Source organism: Massilia sp. METH4, assembly GCF_037094685.1.
Taxonomy (GTDB): domain Bacteria; phylum Pseudomonadota; class Gammaproteobacteria; order Burkholderiales; family Burkholderiaceae_D; genus Rugamonas.
Map to the genome: position 1 here is coordinate 5204291 of NZ_CP146614.1, position 14674 is coordinate 5218964.

At 71.8% G+C, this 14674-nt stretch carries 12 protein-coding genes; all 12 read right to left on the reverse strand.

Features of this window, described 5'->3' with window-relative positions:
• Positions 1 to 56 precede the first annotated feature (56 nt).
• The 12 genes from V6Z91_RS22805 to V6Z91_RS22860 are packed head-to-tail and all read right to left on the reverse strand — an operon-like array spanning position 57 to position 14673.
• Complete coding sequence (locus tag V6Z91_RS22805) at positions 57 to 2417, reverse strand: phage tail protein (protein ID WP_338761582.1); 2361 nt, start codon at positions 2415 to 2417, stop codon at positions 57 to 59.
• Entirely contained in the window at positions 2414 to 5092 is a 2679-nt protein-coding gene (locus tag V6Z91_RS22810; protein WP_338761585.1) for a hypothetical protein, read from the reverse strand. The genes V6Z91_RS22805 and V6Z91_RS22810 overlap by 4 nt, the downstream gene beginning before the upstream one ends.
• Entirely contained in the window at positions 5089 to 7671 is a 2583-nt protein-coding gene (locus tag V6Z91_RS22815) for a baseplate J/gp47 family protein (protein WP_338761588.1), read from the reverse strand. The genes V6Z91_RS22810 and V6Z91_RS22815 overlap by 4 nt, the downstream gene beginning before the upstream one ends.
• A 7-nt stretch (positions 7672 to 7678) precedes the next feature.
• Positions 7679 to 8071 (reverse strand): GPW/gp25 family protein, encoded by a 393-nt coding sequence (locus tag V6Z91_RS22820; RefSeq protein ID WP_338761590.1) that lies wholly within the window; start codon positions 8069 to 8071, stop codon positions 7679 to 7681.
• Position 8072: 1 nt separating this feature from the next.
• Complete coding sequence (locus V6Z91_RS22825) at positions 8073 to 8399, reverse strand: hypothetical protein (RefSeq protein WP_338761593.1); 327 nt, start codon at positions 8397 to 8399, stop codon at positions 8073 to 8075.
• Positions 8396 to 8971: a phage baseplate assembly protein V gene (locus tag V6Z91_RS22830; RefSeq protein ID WP_338761597.1), complete on the reverse strand. Its 576-nt coding sequence runs from the start codon at positions 8969 to 8971 to the stop codon at positions 8396 to 8398. The genes V6Z91_RS22825 and V6Z91_RS22830 overlap by 4 nt, the downstream gene beginning before the upstream one ends.
• Positions 8971 to 10119: a hypothetical protein gene (locus tag V6Z91_RS22835; RefSeq protein WP_338761599.1), complete on the reverse strand. Its 1149-nt coding sequence runs from the start codon at positions 10117 to 10119 to the stop codon at positions 8971 to 8973. Before V6Z91_RS22835 ends, V6Z91_RS22830 begins: the two co-directional genes overlap by 1 nt.
• A 1-nt stretch (position 10120) precedes the next feature.
• Positions 10121 to 10396 carry a hypothetical protein gene (locus V6Z91_RS22840; RefSeq protein ID WP_338761601.1) on the reverse strand — a complete coding sequence of 92 codons (276 nt, stop codon included), beginning with the start codon at positions 10394 to 10396 and terminating at the stop codon, positions 10121 to 10123.
• A gap of 8 nt (positions 10397 to 10404) precedes the next feature.
• A complete protein-coding gene (locus V6Z91_RS22845; protein WP_338761603.1) occupies positions 10405 to 11070 on the reverse strand; it encodes a hypothetical protein in 666 nt (221 codons plus the stop codon).
• Positions 11067 to 11351: a hypothetical protein gene (locus tag V6Z91_RS22850; RefSeq protein ID WP_338761605.1), complete on the reverse strand. Its 285-nt coding sequence runs from the start codon at positions 11349 to 11351 to the stop codon at positions 11067 to 11069. The genes V6Z91_RS22845 and V6Z91_RS22850 overlap by 4 nt, the downstream gene beginning before the upstream one ends.
• Entirely contained in the window at positions 11348 to 13510 is a 2163-nt protein-coding gene (locus V6Z91_RS22855; protein WP_338761608.1) for an ATP-binding protein, read from the reverse strand. The genes V6Z91_RS22850 and V6Z91_RS22855 overlap by 4 nt, the downstream gene beginning before the upstream one ends.
• Positions 13507 to 14673, reverse strand: a complete 1167-nt coding sequence (locus tag V6Z91_RS22860; protein ID WP_338761610.1) for a Pvc16 family protein — start codon at positions 14671 to 14673, stop codon at positions 13507 to 13509. Before V6Z91_RS22860 ends, V6Z91_RS22855 begins: the two co-directional genes overlap by 4 nt.
• Position 14674 lies beyond the last annotated feature (1 nt).

Here is a 14674-nt window from a genome sequence, read left to right on the forward strand (position 1 = left end):
GCATAGCATCCCCCGTTCAGGTCTCCTGGCTTGTCTGGGCAAGCTCATGTCAATGGTCATGTCACCGGCAGAATCAGCGGCCGCACACCGACCGGCATGAATTCGCGCAGGCGGAAGCCCAGGTTGGCCCACTTGTGCGCCTCGAGCGCGAAGCCGAAGGCGCCCATCGCGTCGTCCCCCGGCCCTTCCTCGCGTACCCGGCGGTCGGTGGCGCGCGCCAGCTGGCCGTAACCCGGATCGTTGAAGCGTTCGGACGTGAAGACGATGCGCGCGCCGTGCACGCAGAAATGGTTCGGGGGCAGCCGGTCGGCGTCGGCCCCGATATTTCCCGCGAATGCGCTCCAGCGGATGCAGCCGTGCTGGTTGTCCAGCACCTCGAAACGCTGGGTGAAGATCCCGCCGAGGCCCCCGGTGGCGGCCACGCGCACGGGGCCGAAGCAGGTGAGGCCGGCAAAGTCCAGCCTCGCCCCCCAATTTGTGGCGGGGCTGGTGGCGGCGCCGATCGCGAACACGCCTGTTGGCGCATCGCGCAGGCCGAGGCCGGCGTCGACGATGCTGTCGGCGATGTCGAGCCGGTAGCGTTCGTCGATGCCGATGCTGCCGGTGATCGAGCGCGCAACGATGATGTCGGGCGTGGGCACGAAGGCGTCGATGTCGGCCGGATTCGTGAACCCATAGCCATCGGCCAGGCGCAGCGCCGGACGCAGCGGGGCGCGCGTGCCGTCGCGCAGGCTGTGCCCGCCCGGCGCCAGCGTGCAGCTGACGATTTCCAGCCGCGCCACGGCGGCCCGGTCGATCAGCGCGGTACCGGCCGGGAAGCCGGCTGCCGCGTCGATATACAGTCCGTCCAGGCGCACCGCCGGCTGTTCCGGCGTGGCGTCCGCCACCACCACAGGCCGCAGCGACAGCGGCTGCGCCAGCCGCACGATCGGCCGCTGGCCGCCGGCGGCGCGCAGGGTCAAAGGTTGCGCGAGGCGCAGCGACAGCGTGCCGTCGACCGACGTGCCGGGCACCAGGGCCAGGTCCACATCGTGCACCAGGCTGTCCGCGATCTCGATGATGACGGGCGTCGCGACCGTATCGAGACCGCTCAGCGCATCCTGCAACGCGATGCCGCCGGCGACGGCGCCGACGATGCGCAGCTCCGTGCCCACCGGCACGGCCGCGGTGCCGCGCGCCACCGGATGGGCGCCCACCGGCCCGGCCGCACCGTACGTGAGACTGGCGAACATGCGCGAGGTGCCGTCCGCGCCGATCAGTTCCGCCGCCTGCGCCGGCGCATCCAGGCCGACCAGCACGCGGCCGATCCGGGGATCGATGACGATCTCGCCGCTGCGCAGCGGGCGCCGCAAGCCGGTCTCCCAGGCGCACAGGTTGGCGCCGCGGAACAGCCAGCGCCAGTCGGTGGCCGGCGGCGCGGGTACCAGCAGGGGCGCGAGCGTCTCGGGCATGAACAGGTGCAGGCCGGCATCGCCCAGGTCGAAGCCCGTGGGCGGCGTGGCCGCGGCGTCGTAGAAGTCGACGGCGACATACGCTTCCGGATGGCCGGCCGGCGTGTCGCTGTCCAGCCGCGGCGCGAGCACGGGACCTGGCACGGCATCGGGCTCGGTGAGCGGCGACACCACCCCGCCCGAGGTGCCGGGGCGCAGGAAGCCCGGCCGGCTCGTGTTGAACAGGGCCACGGGCAAGTCCAGCGGGTGCAGGTCGAAGCGCAGCGCGAAGCGGGCCAGGCCCGGCGGCTGGGCCCCCAGGTCGATGCTGCCGCGCGCCAGCGGCAGGATGCGCGGGAGCCGGTAGGCCGCCAGCCGCCACAGGAAGATCGCCAGGTTCGGCAGGTTGACGTGGCGCACGCCATCGAGGGCCGGCTTCACGTCCGCCGTGTGGGCGAAGGTGTCGAACTGCGTGCCGAGCAGGGACAGCGCGGCCGGATCGCGCAGCGGCGCGGTGCCGCCGCGCGGCACGTTGAAGCGCGTGAGCCGTGGGTCGCCGTACGGCGGACTGCCCCCGGCGTCGGGGCGCTGGTGGTTCAGGTGCTGGGTCCAGCCCAGGTTTTCGCGCAGTTCCACGCAGCGGCACGCCCAGCCCGTGAGATTGACGGCCAGCCGTTCGATGGCGCCCAGCGTGCCCTTGCGGCGGCGCAGCGCGATCGTGTCGGCCACGTCGGCGCGCAATGTGCGCGGCTCGCCCTGCAGGTGCGTGGTGCCCAGCAGGTCCGCCAGGTAGGGAATCACCCAGTCGTCGCACGTGTCGATGAACAGGTCTTCATAAAGCTGGGCGATGTGCGCATGCAGCGCGCCATACGGGCCCTCGACGGCGGCGAGATAGGCGCGCAGCTGGTTTGCGGGCTGCTGCTCGGCGTCCCGCGTGCGGTAGATCTCGGGCAGCCGGTCGAACAGGGGGACGGCGGGCAGGTTCATGCGCATTCTCCCGCGGCGGGTTCGGCGACACTGCTCAGCACCAGGTGCGCTGCCGCCAGTTGCAGCAATTCGTGCGGGCTGCACGGCACCGCCTGCGCCATGGGGCGCGGCGCCGGCAGCAGCGGCACCTCGTCCGGCTTCGTGATGCCGGCCGATAGCAGGCCCAGCGCGGTCACCTTGCACCACAGGATGCCGGGCACGTTCTGCAGCCGCCCTTCGATGCGGCTGGCGTATTCGCGTTCGCCCAGCCGTCGGGCACGCAAGCCGAACAGCCCGGTGCGCTCGGCGGCAGGTTCGGAATGCGCGTCCGCGAGGCCGAGCGCGGCGCGCAGGCCGGCCTCGACATCTTCCTGCCGGTACGTGGGGTCGAGGGCATAGGCGATATCGGCGAACGCATAGCGCAGCAGCGCCTGCTGGACGACGAGCGGGAAGCGGTCCGGCCCGCGGCAGCGCTGCGCATGGGCCAGGATCGCCCGCACGTCGGCGAACTCGGCCTCGCGGCCCGCCTCCAGCAGCACGCGCAGGATCAGCGCCGGCACGCCGGCGAACAGGTCCCACGCGGCCGCGGCGGTGACCACGCCGGGCACGCCCAGCGTTTCGGTCTCGTAGTCGCGGATGCTGACGAGCCGCCCCAGGCTCTGCACCTTGCCGGGCGCCGCCAGCCGGGCCTTTTCGCCATCCTCGGCGTCGGCGCCGCCGGACACGATGCCGGCCAGCGTTACCTTGTCGAAGCCGGGCGGGCGTTCGCTGGCGGTCGGCGTGGTGCCGGGCTTCACCGGGCCGCGCGCACCGGCGCCGCTGCGGTACTGCGCCGCCACGTTGTCGAGGCCCGAAGGCAGCCGCGCACCCGTGATACCGTCGCCGAATTGCACTAAGCTGCGCCCTTCGGCATCTTCGCGGACGATGTACACGGTTTCCGTGGGCCCGCGGCCGAAGAATGCATCGACGCGCGTCCACAGCCGGCCGTTCACCCAGATCGAGAGTTCCGGCGCGTGCGGCGGCGTGCCGGCGGGATCGAGGAGATACGTGAGGGGCGACTTCGGCAGCGCGAAGGTCTGCCAGCTCTGCCGGCTGTCGCCGTTGCCCAGCACGGCCTCGCGCTCGGCCTTGCCCTGCGATGCGTCGACGAGGTTGCCGAGCACCGTGACGGTGGGGGCGGCTTCGTCGAAATCGGCGTGGCGGAACGGCGCCGGCAGGCGGTCGAAGCGCAGCGGCCACATGGCCGGCGGATCGCCTGGGGACGCCGCGAAATCCTCCGGCGCGCTGGTGCACACCAGTTCCGCCTCGCGCCCGTCCTCGTGCGCCAGGTACAGGCGGCGGCCGGCCAGCAGCCGGGCCTGGGCGGCGGTGCCGTGGAAGCACAGCCGGTCCGCCAGCGGCGTGAACGGGCCGCTGCGCGCCGTGGGCACGGCGCGCAGGGCCAGGGCCGGGCTGGTGACCTCGTGCAGCCGGTAATCCCGCACGTCGCTCTTGAACTCGACCGGGCTGGTATCGACGACCAGGGGCAGGTCGAGCGACAGGAGGGTGGCGGGCGCGGTGAGATTGCCGAAGCCGACCGTGCGCGCTTCGGTGCCGGTGATGGTGCGCAGCACGGTCGCGGGCAGGGCCGCGGCGCCGTCACGGCTGACCTTTGTCTGCAGCACCACTTCCGTGCCCGGAACCAGGTCCGGCATCTCGACGTCCAGCGGCAGCACCGTGGGGGCAAGGCCGATCGATGCATCCGTGTGGTTGCATTCCCAGCCGAGGTGGCGCACGAAGGACGTGTTGCGTTCCGTCGTGCCGGTGACGGTGGTGCCGTTCAGCGTGCTCTCCATCGTCTTGGGTGGCGCATTGTGGCCCAGGTGGCGCAAGGTGCGGCCGATGCGGCGCGCCGCGACGGCGCCGATCCAGTTGCGCAGCACCGGTGCGTCGAGTTCGATGCGCAGGCGGCCCAGCGGCCGCGTCACGGCCTTCACCTTGACCATCTGTGGCGCCGGCTGGGCGGTGACGGTGCCGCCCGTGGTGGTCCATGGCGGCTCCGGCGGCAGCAGCATCAGGCGGTCGCCGGCCTTCACATCGAAGGCGGCCAGCGCGGCCGAGTTGGCGGCGCCGCCCACGGCGACGACATCGAACGCGGGCGTGCCCGCCTCCAGCAGCAACGGGTAGCGGCGCGGGCGGTACAGGTGGAAGCGGCCGAGGTGCGGCCAGGCGTCGAGTTCGGCGTCGGTCTGGAACTCCGCCGGCTGCGGGCGCTCCTCCAGGTCGGCCTTGACGGCGAAGCCCCGTGGGATCGTCACCGGCTTGTCGCCGCGCGCCTCGAAGGCCAGCGTGGCGCGTCCGCCGATTGCGGGCGCGAGCCGGTAGCCGGTCAGCCGTACCAGTTCGGCCACGCTGTCGCGCCACGCCGCCGTACGCAGGTAGGCCTCGTTGGCATAGTGCTCCTGGTAGAAGGTGAGGATGTCGCCCAGGATGGCGGCGCCTTCCAGCAGGGCGATGCCGGGATCGTCGGCGCCGCGATGGGTCCAGCCGGCCAGTTCCGGCGCACTGTCGATGGCGCGCGTCATTGCCGCCACGAAGTCGCCGTAGCGGCCGATCCGGTAGGCGATGCGCGGCAGGCCGGGCCGATTTTCGGACCGATATGCGGGCCGCAGCGGGAAGGCCGCGGGATCGGTGATCAGAGGATCGCAGGCCATCATGCCCTCCCGCCATCGAGTTCGAAGCGCAGGCGGCCGCGCTCCAGGTGGTCCGGATCGTTCGCCAGCAGAACGACTTCATCGAATGCCATCTCGAGCAGTTCGATGTTGGGCGGCGCCGAGTTGGACAAAGCGGGCGCGGCAAAGCGTTTCATGGCGATGCCCTTGATGTGGCGGATGCCGGCGATGCGGTCGATGCGCCCGGCGATGGCGCTGCGGTGCAGGGCCTGGCCGAACGTCCATTCGTCGGGGTGGAAGAAGCCGCGCCGCCCATCGGTCGCCCAGCCGTCGGAGAATTCCTGTTCCAGCACGAGCCGCAGGTCTTCGCGCCAGTAGGCGTCATCCACCCACAGTGCGATCACGATGTCCAGCGCGACATAGCGGGGTGGGCGCAGTTCCAGGTCTTCGCCGATCAGCCGCACCGCCTCCAGGTGGCTGGCGACGCGCGGGTACAGCTCTTCCCACAGCGCGCCGGACAGGGCATCGCCCGCCACCGTGAAGCCGGCCGGGTCGATGGCGATGCGCACGGTGCGCCAGCTGCCGGTCCACGCGTAGCGCGCCACCGCGCGGGCCACGCCGGTCGCTTCCTCGGCACGGCGCACATAGTCGGCCAGCGTCACGGCGCGCAGCTGGCGCGCCCGGAACGCTTCGGGCGCGTTGCGGCGGATGCGCTCGAACGGCTCGGGATCGCGGCCGTCTGTCACGTCGAATGGATTGGTGGCCGCTTCCACGGCGCCGGTCAAGGGCCCGGTGAGCGCGCCCACGTGCACCAGCTGGTCGGCGCCGATATTGCCGGCGTGGCCCCCGCCGGCCTGGTATTCGGCGTGTATGACCGCACCGGCCGGCAGGGCGCGGCCGTTGCTGCCGTTCCCGAAGCGCAGCACGCTGCGCCGCGCTTCGTCGGTCTCCACCATGTAGTGATCGCCGTTCTCGGCCGAGTCGTCGCTGTGCACGAGGCTTTCCACCTCGTCCCACGGGTCGCGCACGCCGTCCGGCGTTTCCACCTCGACCCATAGCGTGGAGCGGGCGGGGACTTCGCCGTCCGGCGCGCGATCGGGTACCTGCGCGGGTGGCGGCGCCAGGTAAGCGAGGGGTTCGGTGTCGGGCAGGGCGGCCAGCGTCCAGTCCAGGCCGGTGCCGAAGCGGTCCATGCGGGCGTAATGGCGGTGCCGCACCGTGTCGCCGTCGGTGGGCAGTACCGTACCGGCTTCGTGAAAGTGCGCTTCCATGCGCCGGCCTTCGTACGCCATGACGAGGTTCCCGTAGAACAGCGACACGTCGGCGACGGTGGCCGGCGGCGGGCCGGGGCAGAACGTGGTGAAGCTGTAGTCGAAGCGCAGCGCATCCTCGGGCCGCCAGTGCACCCGTACCAGCCATGTGCTGGTGACCGGGTCGAACACCGATTCCGCGGCGCCGCGCGCCACGTCGACGCCGGGCATCAGGCGCAGCAACTGGCGATGATCGCGCCGATGGCCGGGAATCCGGCCGGTCCAGGGGTTGAGCACCTCGGCCACCAGCATTTCGCGCCACAGGCCGTTCCGTACCAGGTCGCGCAGCGCATCGGCGTCGGCCTGCGCGGCCAGGCCGGCCAGCGGCACGATGTCGGCGCTCGTGCTGCCGGCGGCCAGCGCCGGCCGGGCGTCGCGCCAGGTGTGCAGGCGCAGCCGGTTCAGCAGCGGGTCGAGGCGCCGGCGCTCTCCGGCGGCCAGGCGGCGCTGGCGCGTGGCGAAGAACACGCTGCCCTCGTGGGCCGCCGTGCCGCCGGTCCAGGCCACCACTTCCTGGCCGGCCAGCGTAAACGGCGCCTGGCCGGCGGCGATGTCGAGCGCCAGCCAGGTACTGGCCTGGTTCCCTTCGTGCAGGTGGTAATCCATCAGCCGCGCATGCCGGGCCAGCGACACGCGCTTGCGCGCCGTGCCGAGGTAGGCCTCGTTCATCACGCGGTCCTGGAAATCGGACAGCTCGTCGGCCGCGGCGGCGAACAGGTCGATCAGGACCTGGTCGTGGTCCGCCTCGCTCGTGCTGCCCCAGCCGGGCACGCGCGCGGCCATCGCGACCATCAGCGTGTGGCGGAAGGAATCGTAGTCCTTGGCGAGGTAATCGATCGCGGGGCTCGGCACCTGCGGGCGGCCCGTCGGGCCGGGGGCGCAATCGTTGGTGAAGCAGCCAGGCCGGAAGCGGAATCCTATCGTGCTGAAGAAGGGATCGATGCGGCTGGCATCCCACACCAGTTCCAGCGTGTAGGTCGAATAGTCGCCCACGGGGGCCACGCGCAGCGCCAGCCGCGTGGCGTCGAGCGCGGCCACGGCGGTCACTTGCACCTGGCCCTGGGCGCTGCCGGCCACGATGCGGCTGCCGCCACGGATGCGGAACACCTGCCGCGCCCGCGCCGGATCGCCGCCGATGTCGGCCAGGATCGCGGCGACATGCACGCCGTTGTAGAACCGCAGCTCCAGGTCGGCATGCGGCGGGTTCGGCCCCGGCGGCAGCGCCACCAGCACCAGTTGCATGCCGTCCAGCCCATGGCTGGCCAGCACGTCCGCGCGGTCGGCGGCATGGTCGGGGTGGACGATGGCGGCCATGGTGCACCTAGGTGGAAGTGCGCTGGAAGCGCAGGATGCGCGCGTCGGCACCGCCGGCCGGCACGTACTTGACGGTGACCTCGAGGGTGGCGCCGGCATCGTTCCATGCCACCTCCACCAGTTCCACGGTCAGCCGGTGGCCCAGCCAGCGCGTCAGCGCATCGGTGATGCGCGCCTTGACCACGCCGCGCAGCGTCTCGGAGGCCGGCTCGAATACCAGCCGCCGCACGCCGCCGCCGAACTCGGGCAGGAACAGCCGTTCGGCCGGGCTGGTGAGCAGCAGTTGCAGCACTTCCTCGCGCACGTGCGCATCGTCGTGCGGCGGCGCGGCGGTACGCCCGTCCGTACCGATGTGGAACGGGAAGGCGAGGTGGCGGCCGCTGGAGAGCGTGGTGGCCATGTCAGGTTCCTTTCGCTTTCTGCTGGACCTGCACGACGATGGCCGGGCCCTGCGGGACCTGGGCGGCATTCAGGCACAGGCCCACGCTCGTCTGCAACAGGACCGGCACGTTGCGCAGCGACGTCTGCGTGGCGCCGGTGACCCAGCGGATCGTCAGGCATGGCGAATACGCGACCGGCGCGAACGGGCAGCCGACGATCGGGTGCACATCCGTCTGCAACAGCATCGGCGCGCCATCGACCAGCGCCTCCGTGTTCGTCGTGACGAGGTGGGCGACGCCGCCGTGGGGGCACATCACGGTGCTCGCGGTGGTGAGGATGGGGATCATGGCGGCACTCCAAACGACATCGCGCCGTTGACGAGGCTCACGCCCGCCAGCCCCACCTTGATCAGGCCATTGTTCAGCGAGATGTCCTGCTGGCCGATCACGAGCTTGCAGGCGCCGCAGGTGATCTCGACGGCGCTGGACGTGAGCTTGATCTCCGGGCCGCCGCCGTGCGTGATCACCAGTTCGTCGGCCGCGTCGTCCAGCACCACCTTGTGGCCGTGCACGGACACCAGCACGCGCACGGCCGCGCCCTGCGGGTCGGGGCGCTGGCCGCTGGCCCACCAGGTGCCGGACCAGATCGGGCTGTCCAGCTGGCCCGCCTCGAATTCGATCCACACGCCGGCGCCGACCTCGGGCAGCATCACCATGCCGTGCCCGTCGCCGGCGAACGGCACGGCGGGTAGCGCCCAGCCGGTTTCCTTGTCGGCCAGCACGGCCGGCACCGTGGCGCGGATGCGGCACTGGTTTTCCGGGTCGTCCACGTTCGTGACGACGCCGCGGTATTTGCCGAAGTAGCTGGTACCGGCCCGTTCGACCAGGCTCTCGACGATGCGTTCGGTCAGGTCAGGCATCAGAAGATCCCTCCACCGGTGGAGACGGCGAGACGCAGGCCCCCGCCCAGTGCTTCGGCCACGGCCGCGCCGGAAAGCTCGGTCACCGAATCCGCCTTGGCTTCGACTTCCTGCACGTAGAGCGACGGCGTGATGCGGTGCACGACCTGCGTGATCAGGTAATAGCCGCTGTACGGCGTGGCGCCGGCATCGACCCGCACCTTCTGGTAGGGCGTGAGCACGGCCGGGTAGCAGCCGGGCACGACCTTGCTGCTCAAGGTGTACACATAGCCGCCGCGCCGTGCCTGGGCGGTGGCCGCTTCGTCCGGATCGTCGCGCGGCGTGTCGGCCGGGTGCAGCAGGCGCCGCGGCGTGAGGTCGGCGGGTCGTGCCGGCAGGTTGCGCATCAGCCCGAGGTCGGCGGCGCTGGTCTCGAACGTGGTCACGCCCTGGTCATCGACGCGCAGCACCCGTGCCTGCGTCAGCTCGCCGCCCTGCGGGTCTTGCGTGACGGTCGCGGAGACGAGGTTGCGTCCGGCGCCGACCAGCACCAGCGCCGGCAGGCCGGCCGGGCCTTCCGGATCGGGCAGGAAGCAGCCGATGCTCTCGCCGCGGTTCTCGCCGGGCAGCACATACGCATGGCGGTCGCTGGCGCGGCCCAGTTCGCGCAGGAACTGGAGCACCGTGCCCCGCCGCGCCGTCATCTCGGGGCGGCGCCGTGTGGCCAGGATGCGCGTACTCCTGATGACGTCGTCGAAACGGCCGAACAGCTCTTCGGCGATCTGGCTGGCCGTGCGCCCCTCGAACGGCGGGTCGACGCCCTCGTCGCGGTCGAGGAAGGCGCTGTCGTCGCGCACCACCATCGTGGCGTTGCTGCGGCCCGGCTGGGAATCGAGGCCGGCATCGACCGCGGCCAGTGGCCCGTCGATCAAGGGCACGAAGCGGCCGGTGCCGATGTCGAGTTCGACGCGCACGCGCGAGAACGGCCCGGCGGCATCGCCCGGCCAGTGCATCCAGCTGCCGCGCGGGTCGAGGCACAGCGCCATGCGCAGCCGCGCTTCCCAGAACGCGTCCATTTCCTGCGTCACCTCGATCTCTTCGATGCGGCGCAACTCCTCCTCGCTCGCGGCGCGGCTGCCGAACCAGACACGGAAGCGCGGGGTGGGCATCTCAGGTCTCCGGCAAGAGGATGGTGGCGCCGGCGCGTTCGGTGAGCGTGCGGCTGTCCAGCGCCGTGTTGGCGTCGGCCATGTGCCAGAACTGCGTGGCGTCGCCGCTGCGCTCCTGCGCATACAGGTCGAGCCGGTCGCCGGCCTGCACGGTGGCCGGCAGCCCGGCCACGGGCGTCAGGCGGCGCAGCTTCAACGCGAGTACCGGCTCGCCGGTCGCGGTGGTGCCGGTCGTGACGGTAGCCACTTTCGCATACCGGGAATTGGGCAGGAACATGGCGGCTCCTAGAATGGGATCAGGTCCACGACCTGCTCGGCGGTATTGGCCAGGTTGGCGATCGCCTGCGCTTCCTTGGCGATGGTCGAATAGCCGAGCGCGCCCTTGGCCAGCAGGTCGTCGGAACAGTCGTCGACACCGATCACGGTGAGGGCGATGTCGACTTCGGCGCGCAGCGGGTTCAGCGCCGTGTCGTACTCGAGCTCCGAGATGCCCATCGAGTCGATGGTGACCGGCAGGATGCGGGTCGGGCCCCAGATGAACAGGATGCGCGGGTAAGTCTCGCGCGGGATCGGCAGGGCAGGCTCGGCGCGCGTGCCGGAGAGCACGGCGCCGATCGCGTCGATGACGGCGCCCACGGCGCCGGACAGGATGGCGCTCGGCAGCACCATCTTTTCCAGCGCCGCCAGTTGCGGGCCGATGCCGAACAGTCTGGCCAGTTCCTTGTCCTCGGCCAGCGCGTCGGCCGCGCTGAAGTGGGCTTTGAAGGAGATGCGCTCGAACGTCTTTTCGCCGGCCTGCGACGTTTCGCGCTGGGTGGCGCCGCTGGGGCGCGGCGGGATCTGCAGGGTGCGCGACAGCGATTCGGGGTTGAACTGGAAGATCACCACGTTCGGGATCGGCCCGGCCAGCGCCGTGCCATACTCGATCAGGGCGCCGCGCAGCAGGGTCATGATTGCCCCCGCTTCGGTGCGCTTGCAAGGTACGCGGCGACGTGCCCGGCGATGGCGGTGGCCAGCGTTCCGGGCGCGGGCGCCGCTGCAGTGGCGAGGCGCCCGGTATCCAGCCGCTCCACCGGCCGGTCGGGCGCGGCGGTGGCAAGATGCGATGCGTCGAGTGCGCGGCCCAGTGCCGGACCGAGGGCGTGCGCCGCGGCGGCAGCGATGCCGGGCGGGATGCCGCGCAAGTCCAGTTCGAGCCGGCCGATCTTTACTTGCTTGCGCTGTTTGGTCATCGCACGCTCCTTTGCGCCGCCACCAGGGCGGCATAGGGCCCGAATTGGTTCAGGCTGTTGGCACGGTCCAGTTTCTCGTATTCGCGCTGGACCGCCAGGACGACCGCGTCCATGCCCAGCCGCGGCACGCCACACTGCGCGTACTGCGCGCCGGCGCTCTGCAGGCAAGCCTGGAAGACGATGGCGCGGATATGGCCGCCCGCCAGCGGGAAGCGCTCGGCGAGGAAGGGGAAATCGAGGCCGCTCGCATCGACATTGGGCGGAATGACCCCGCGCCAGATGCGTTCGCGCACCGGCGCTTCCGGCAGCGGGAATTCGACCACGAAGCGCAGCCGGCGCAGGAAGGCTTCGTCGACGTCCTTCTTGCGGTTGGTGGCCAGCAGGGCCATGCCCTTGAAGCGCTCCATCCGCTCCAGCAGGTAGCTGATCTCGAGGTTGGCGTAGCGGTCGTGCGCGTCGCGCACCTCGGTGCGCTTGCCGAACAGCGCATCGGCCTCGTCGAAGAACAGGATCACGTCCGCCGCGTCGGCCGCGTCGAACAGCCGGCGCAGGTTTTTCTCGGTTTCGCCGATGTACTTGTCCACCACCTGCGACAGGTCGATGCGGTACAGCGGCAGCGCGAGTTCCGCCGCGATCGCTTCGGCCGCCATCGTCTTGCCGGTGCCCGGCGGCCCGGCGAACAGCGCCGCCAGGCCCGCCTCGTTCCAGGCGCGGGCCGTGCCCCAGTCGTAGTGCACGCGGGTGAGCGCGCGCATCGCGGCGATGATTTCCTCGACCTGGCGCGCCTGCGGGGCGGGCAGCATCAGGTCGGCGAGCCGGAAGCGGGGCAGCACGGGTTGCGCCAGCGTGCCGAGATCGAGGTCGGCCCGCGCCGCGGCCAGCATCTCGGCCGGTTCGGGCGGGCGGCCCAGGTTCGCCAGCTCGGCGCCGACCCGGCCGATGGCCGAGCGCTCGTAGCGGAAGCGGCGCGCCAGCTCGGGCAGCATCGCATCGCCGTCGGGCAGGGCCTGCCGCCAGGCGGCCAGCCGCTCCGGATAGGAAAGCGGCGGCACCACCAGCGCCGGCAGGGTCGTGCCGAGGCCGCGCAGCGCGCCCCGGCTGGCAGCGCCCACGAAGACCGCCAACGGCAGGCCGGGCAGCGGTGGCGGGCGCAGCATCCCTTCCGGGCCGCCGTGCTCCATCGGCAGCGTGGACAGGGTGGCCGCCGGCAGGTAGACGGCGTGGCCGCGCAGCCAGGCTGCCGCCAGTGCCTGCGGCAATTGTTCGGGCGGCAGCGCGGCGCTCGGCTGTACGGCGTGGACGCCAGCTTCCCGCGCGCAAGCGGCGGCCACCTCGGCCAGTGGGGCATCGGCCGCGCCGATGATGGGCAGCAGGCGCATGCCCCGGGTCTGCTGGCGCACCGTGGCGGCCGCCCGCGCGATCGCGGCAGGGTCGAGCGCAGCGGGCAAGGGGCCGGCGCAGATTGCTTCGAGCGCGCCCGGCAGCGGGCCGCCGGGGAAGAGCAGCTCGCGCGCCACGAGCGGCGGCACCGCCAGCGGCGCCTGCCAGTCGACGATGCCTGCCGGCGCCCATGCCAGCAGGCCGTGGCGCAGCAGGCTGTGGGCCGGGTCGAAGCAGCGGACCAGCGCATCGGGGGCATCCCACAGGCGCTGCGCCAGGCCGAGCGTGGGTGCGGTGCGGGCGGGTTCGTTCAGGCAGCTGGCGATCACCGGGCCGGCGGCGCTGTCCACGGCGGGCAAGAGGGCGACGGCCAGCACGAAGCATTCGACCGGTTCCAGCGCCAGCGTGCGCGCCACCCAGCCAAAGGAGCCGCGCGGCGGGTCGTCCGATGCGGCCGGCGGCAGGGCGGCAATACGCTCGCCGAGGTGCCTGGCCGTGGCATCGTCGCGCTGGAAGGCTTGCCGCTCGTGTTCGTAGCGCAACAGGTCGAGCGAAGGTAGCGCGCGGTCGACCGGCGGCGGCAGCGCGCCGGACGCGTCGCCGGCACCCTGTTGCGCGCGCTCGCGCCACAGCCAGCAGACTTCGCGGCGCAGCCGCAGCGTGACCTGTGCCAGCCAGTAGGCCGCCAGCGGGTCGCCTCCGGCGACGCCGGGAAGGAAACCGGCCGGATCGGCGAGCCGATCGGGAAACGGCACGGCGGCCGGCGGCGGGGTCGTCATGGCACCACCACCAGGGGACTGGCCTTGGCCTGCTGGCCGTTGACCAGCAGGATGGCGCGGTAGCTGCCGGCCGGCAGCGCCGCCGTCGCGTTCTGGACGGTCAGCGTTTGCTGGTCCGCGGCGAAATCGAACGTATCGAAGCGGTGCACCGGTACGCCGTCGGCGGCGCGCAGCATGACGACGATCACGTCGTCCGTCGCCGTGCCGAGCAACACGCCCTGCAATTCCAGGTCGCCGGCTGCCAGCAGTGCGCCAGTAACAAGAGGCAGCAGCCGGACCGGCAGCAGGTTGCTGGAGCGCGTGTGGGTGGCGTCCAGGCGGCGGCGCACCAGCAGGGGCGTTTCGCCGGCCGACAGCGCAGTGCCGTCCGCGATCGGCGCGCCGGGACTGCCCTCGACGGTGACCACCAGGTGGTCGAGGCGGCGTTCGTCCAGGGTCAGCATCACATTGCCCAGCATGACTTCCAGGTCGCCGCCGAAGTCGCGGCCGAACAGCCGGATCACGGTGCCGGCCTCGAAGCGGTCGGGCTCCACGCGTTCGAGCACCGTGCCCAGCGACGGCAGCACGTCGATGTTCACGCCGTCCCGGCCGATGATGGTTTCCGGCGTGGTCGTGTAGTCGACCCCGACCAGCAGGGAGGCGCGCGGCGGCGTGCCCGGCACGATCATCACGGGCCGCACCTGGAACGCGGCCGACAGGCGGTAGCGTTCCTCGTTGCCCTGCATGAGCTTCGACAGCAGGTCGGGGCCCGACTCGTCGAACGTCAGCTTCAGCGGTTCGGGGTTGTATTCCAGCGCGCTGCGGATCGCCACGTCCACCGGCGGCGCCAGGCTCAGGTAGTTGAGGCGGTACAGCGTGGCCATGCCGCTGCCGAGCAGCTCGTGGGCGGCGGCCGTGTCGCTGCTCTCGTCGGCATCGAAGGCGGTGAGCAGGAAGCGCAGCACCAGCCACAGCGGCGGCGGTTCGCCTTCGTGCAGCGGGATGTTGCGCAGGTGGGGATCGGCCGCCGTCTCGTACAGGAACAGGTTCAGCTTCGCGCTGGTGTTGCGGCTGGCGGCATCCTCCGGCTTGCCGACCGAGACGAGGAAGCCGGCCGCGGCCAGGTGCTCCTGGAGCAGCCGGGTGACGGCGCCGATCGCTCGGAGGGAGTCGGCGAGCGCCATG

Bases quoted from the DNA above. Each gene is read 5' to 3' on its own strand.
- V6Z91_RS22805 (WP_338761582.1), bottom strand. From the start codon at position 2,417: ATGAACCTGCCCGCCGTCCCCCTGTTCGACCGGCTGCCCGAGATCTAC.
- V6Z91_RS22810 (WP_338761585.1), bottom strand. From the start codon at position 5,092: ATGATGGCCTGCGATCCTCTGATCACCGATCCCGCGGCCTTCCCGCTG.
- V6Z91_RS22815 (WP_338761588.1), bottom strand. From the start codon at position 7,671: ATGGCCGCCATCGTCCACCCCGACCATGCCGCCGACCGCGCGGACGTG.
- V6Z91_RS22820 (WP_338761590.1), bottom strand. From the start codon at position 8,071: ATGGCCACCACGCTCTCCAGCGGCCGCCACCTCGCCTTCCCGTTCCAC.
- V6Z91_RS22825 (WP_338761593.1), bottom strand. From the start codon at position 8,399: ATGATCCCCATCCTCACCACCGCGAGCACCGTGATGTGCCCCCACGGC.
- V6Z91_RS22830 (WP_338761597.1), bottom strand. From the start codon at position 8,971: ATGCCTGACCTGACCGAACGCATCGTCGAGAGCCTGGTCGAACGGGCC.
- V6Z91_RS22835 (WP_338761599.1), bottom strand. From the start codon at position 10,119: ATGCCCACCCCGCGCTTCCGTGTCTGGTTCGGCAGCCGCGCCGCGAGC.
- V6Z91_RS22840 (WP_338761601.1), bottom strand. From the start codon at position 10,396: ATGTTCCTGCCCAATTCCCGGTATGCGAAAGTGGCTACCGTCACGACC.
- V6Z91_RS22845 (WP_338761603.1), bottom strand. From the start codon at position 11,070: ATGACCCTGCTGCGCGGCGCCCTGATCGAGTATGGCACGGCGCTGGCC.
- V6Z91_RS22850 (WP_338761605.1), bottom strand. From the start codon at position 11,351: ATGACCAAACAGCGCAAGCAAGTAAAGATCGGCCGGCTCGAACTGGAC.
- V6Z91_RS22855 (WP_338761608.1), bottom strand. From the start codon at position 13,510: ATGACGACCCCGCCGCCGGCCGCCGTGCCGTTTCCCGATCGGCTCGCC.
- V6Z91_RS22860 (WP_338761610.1), bottom strand. From the start codon at position 14,673: ATGGCGCTCGCCGACTCCCTCCGAGCGATCGGCGCCGTCACCCGGCTG.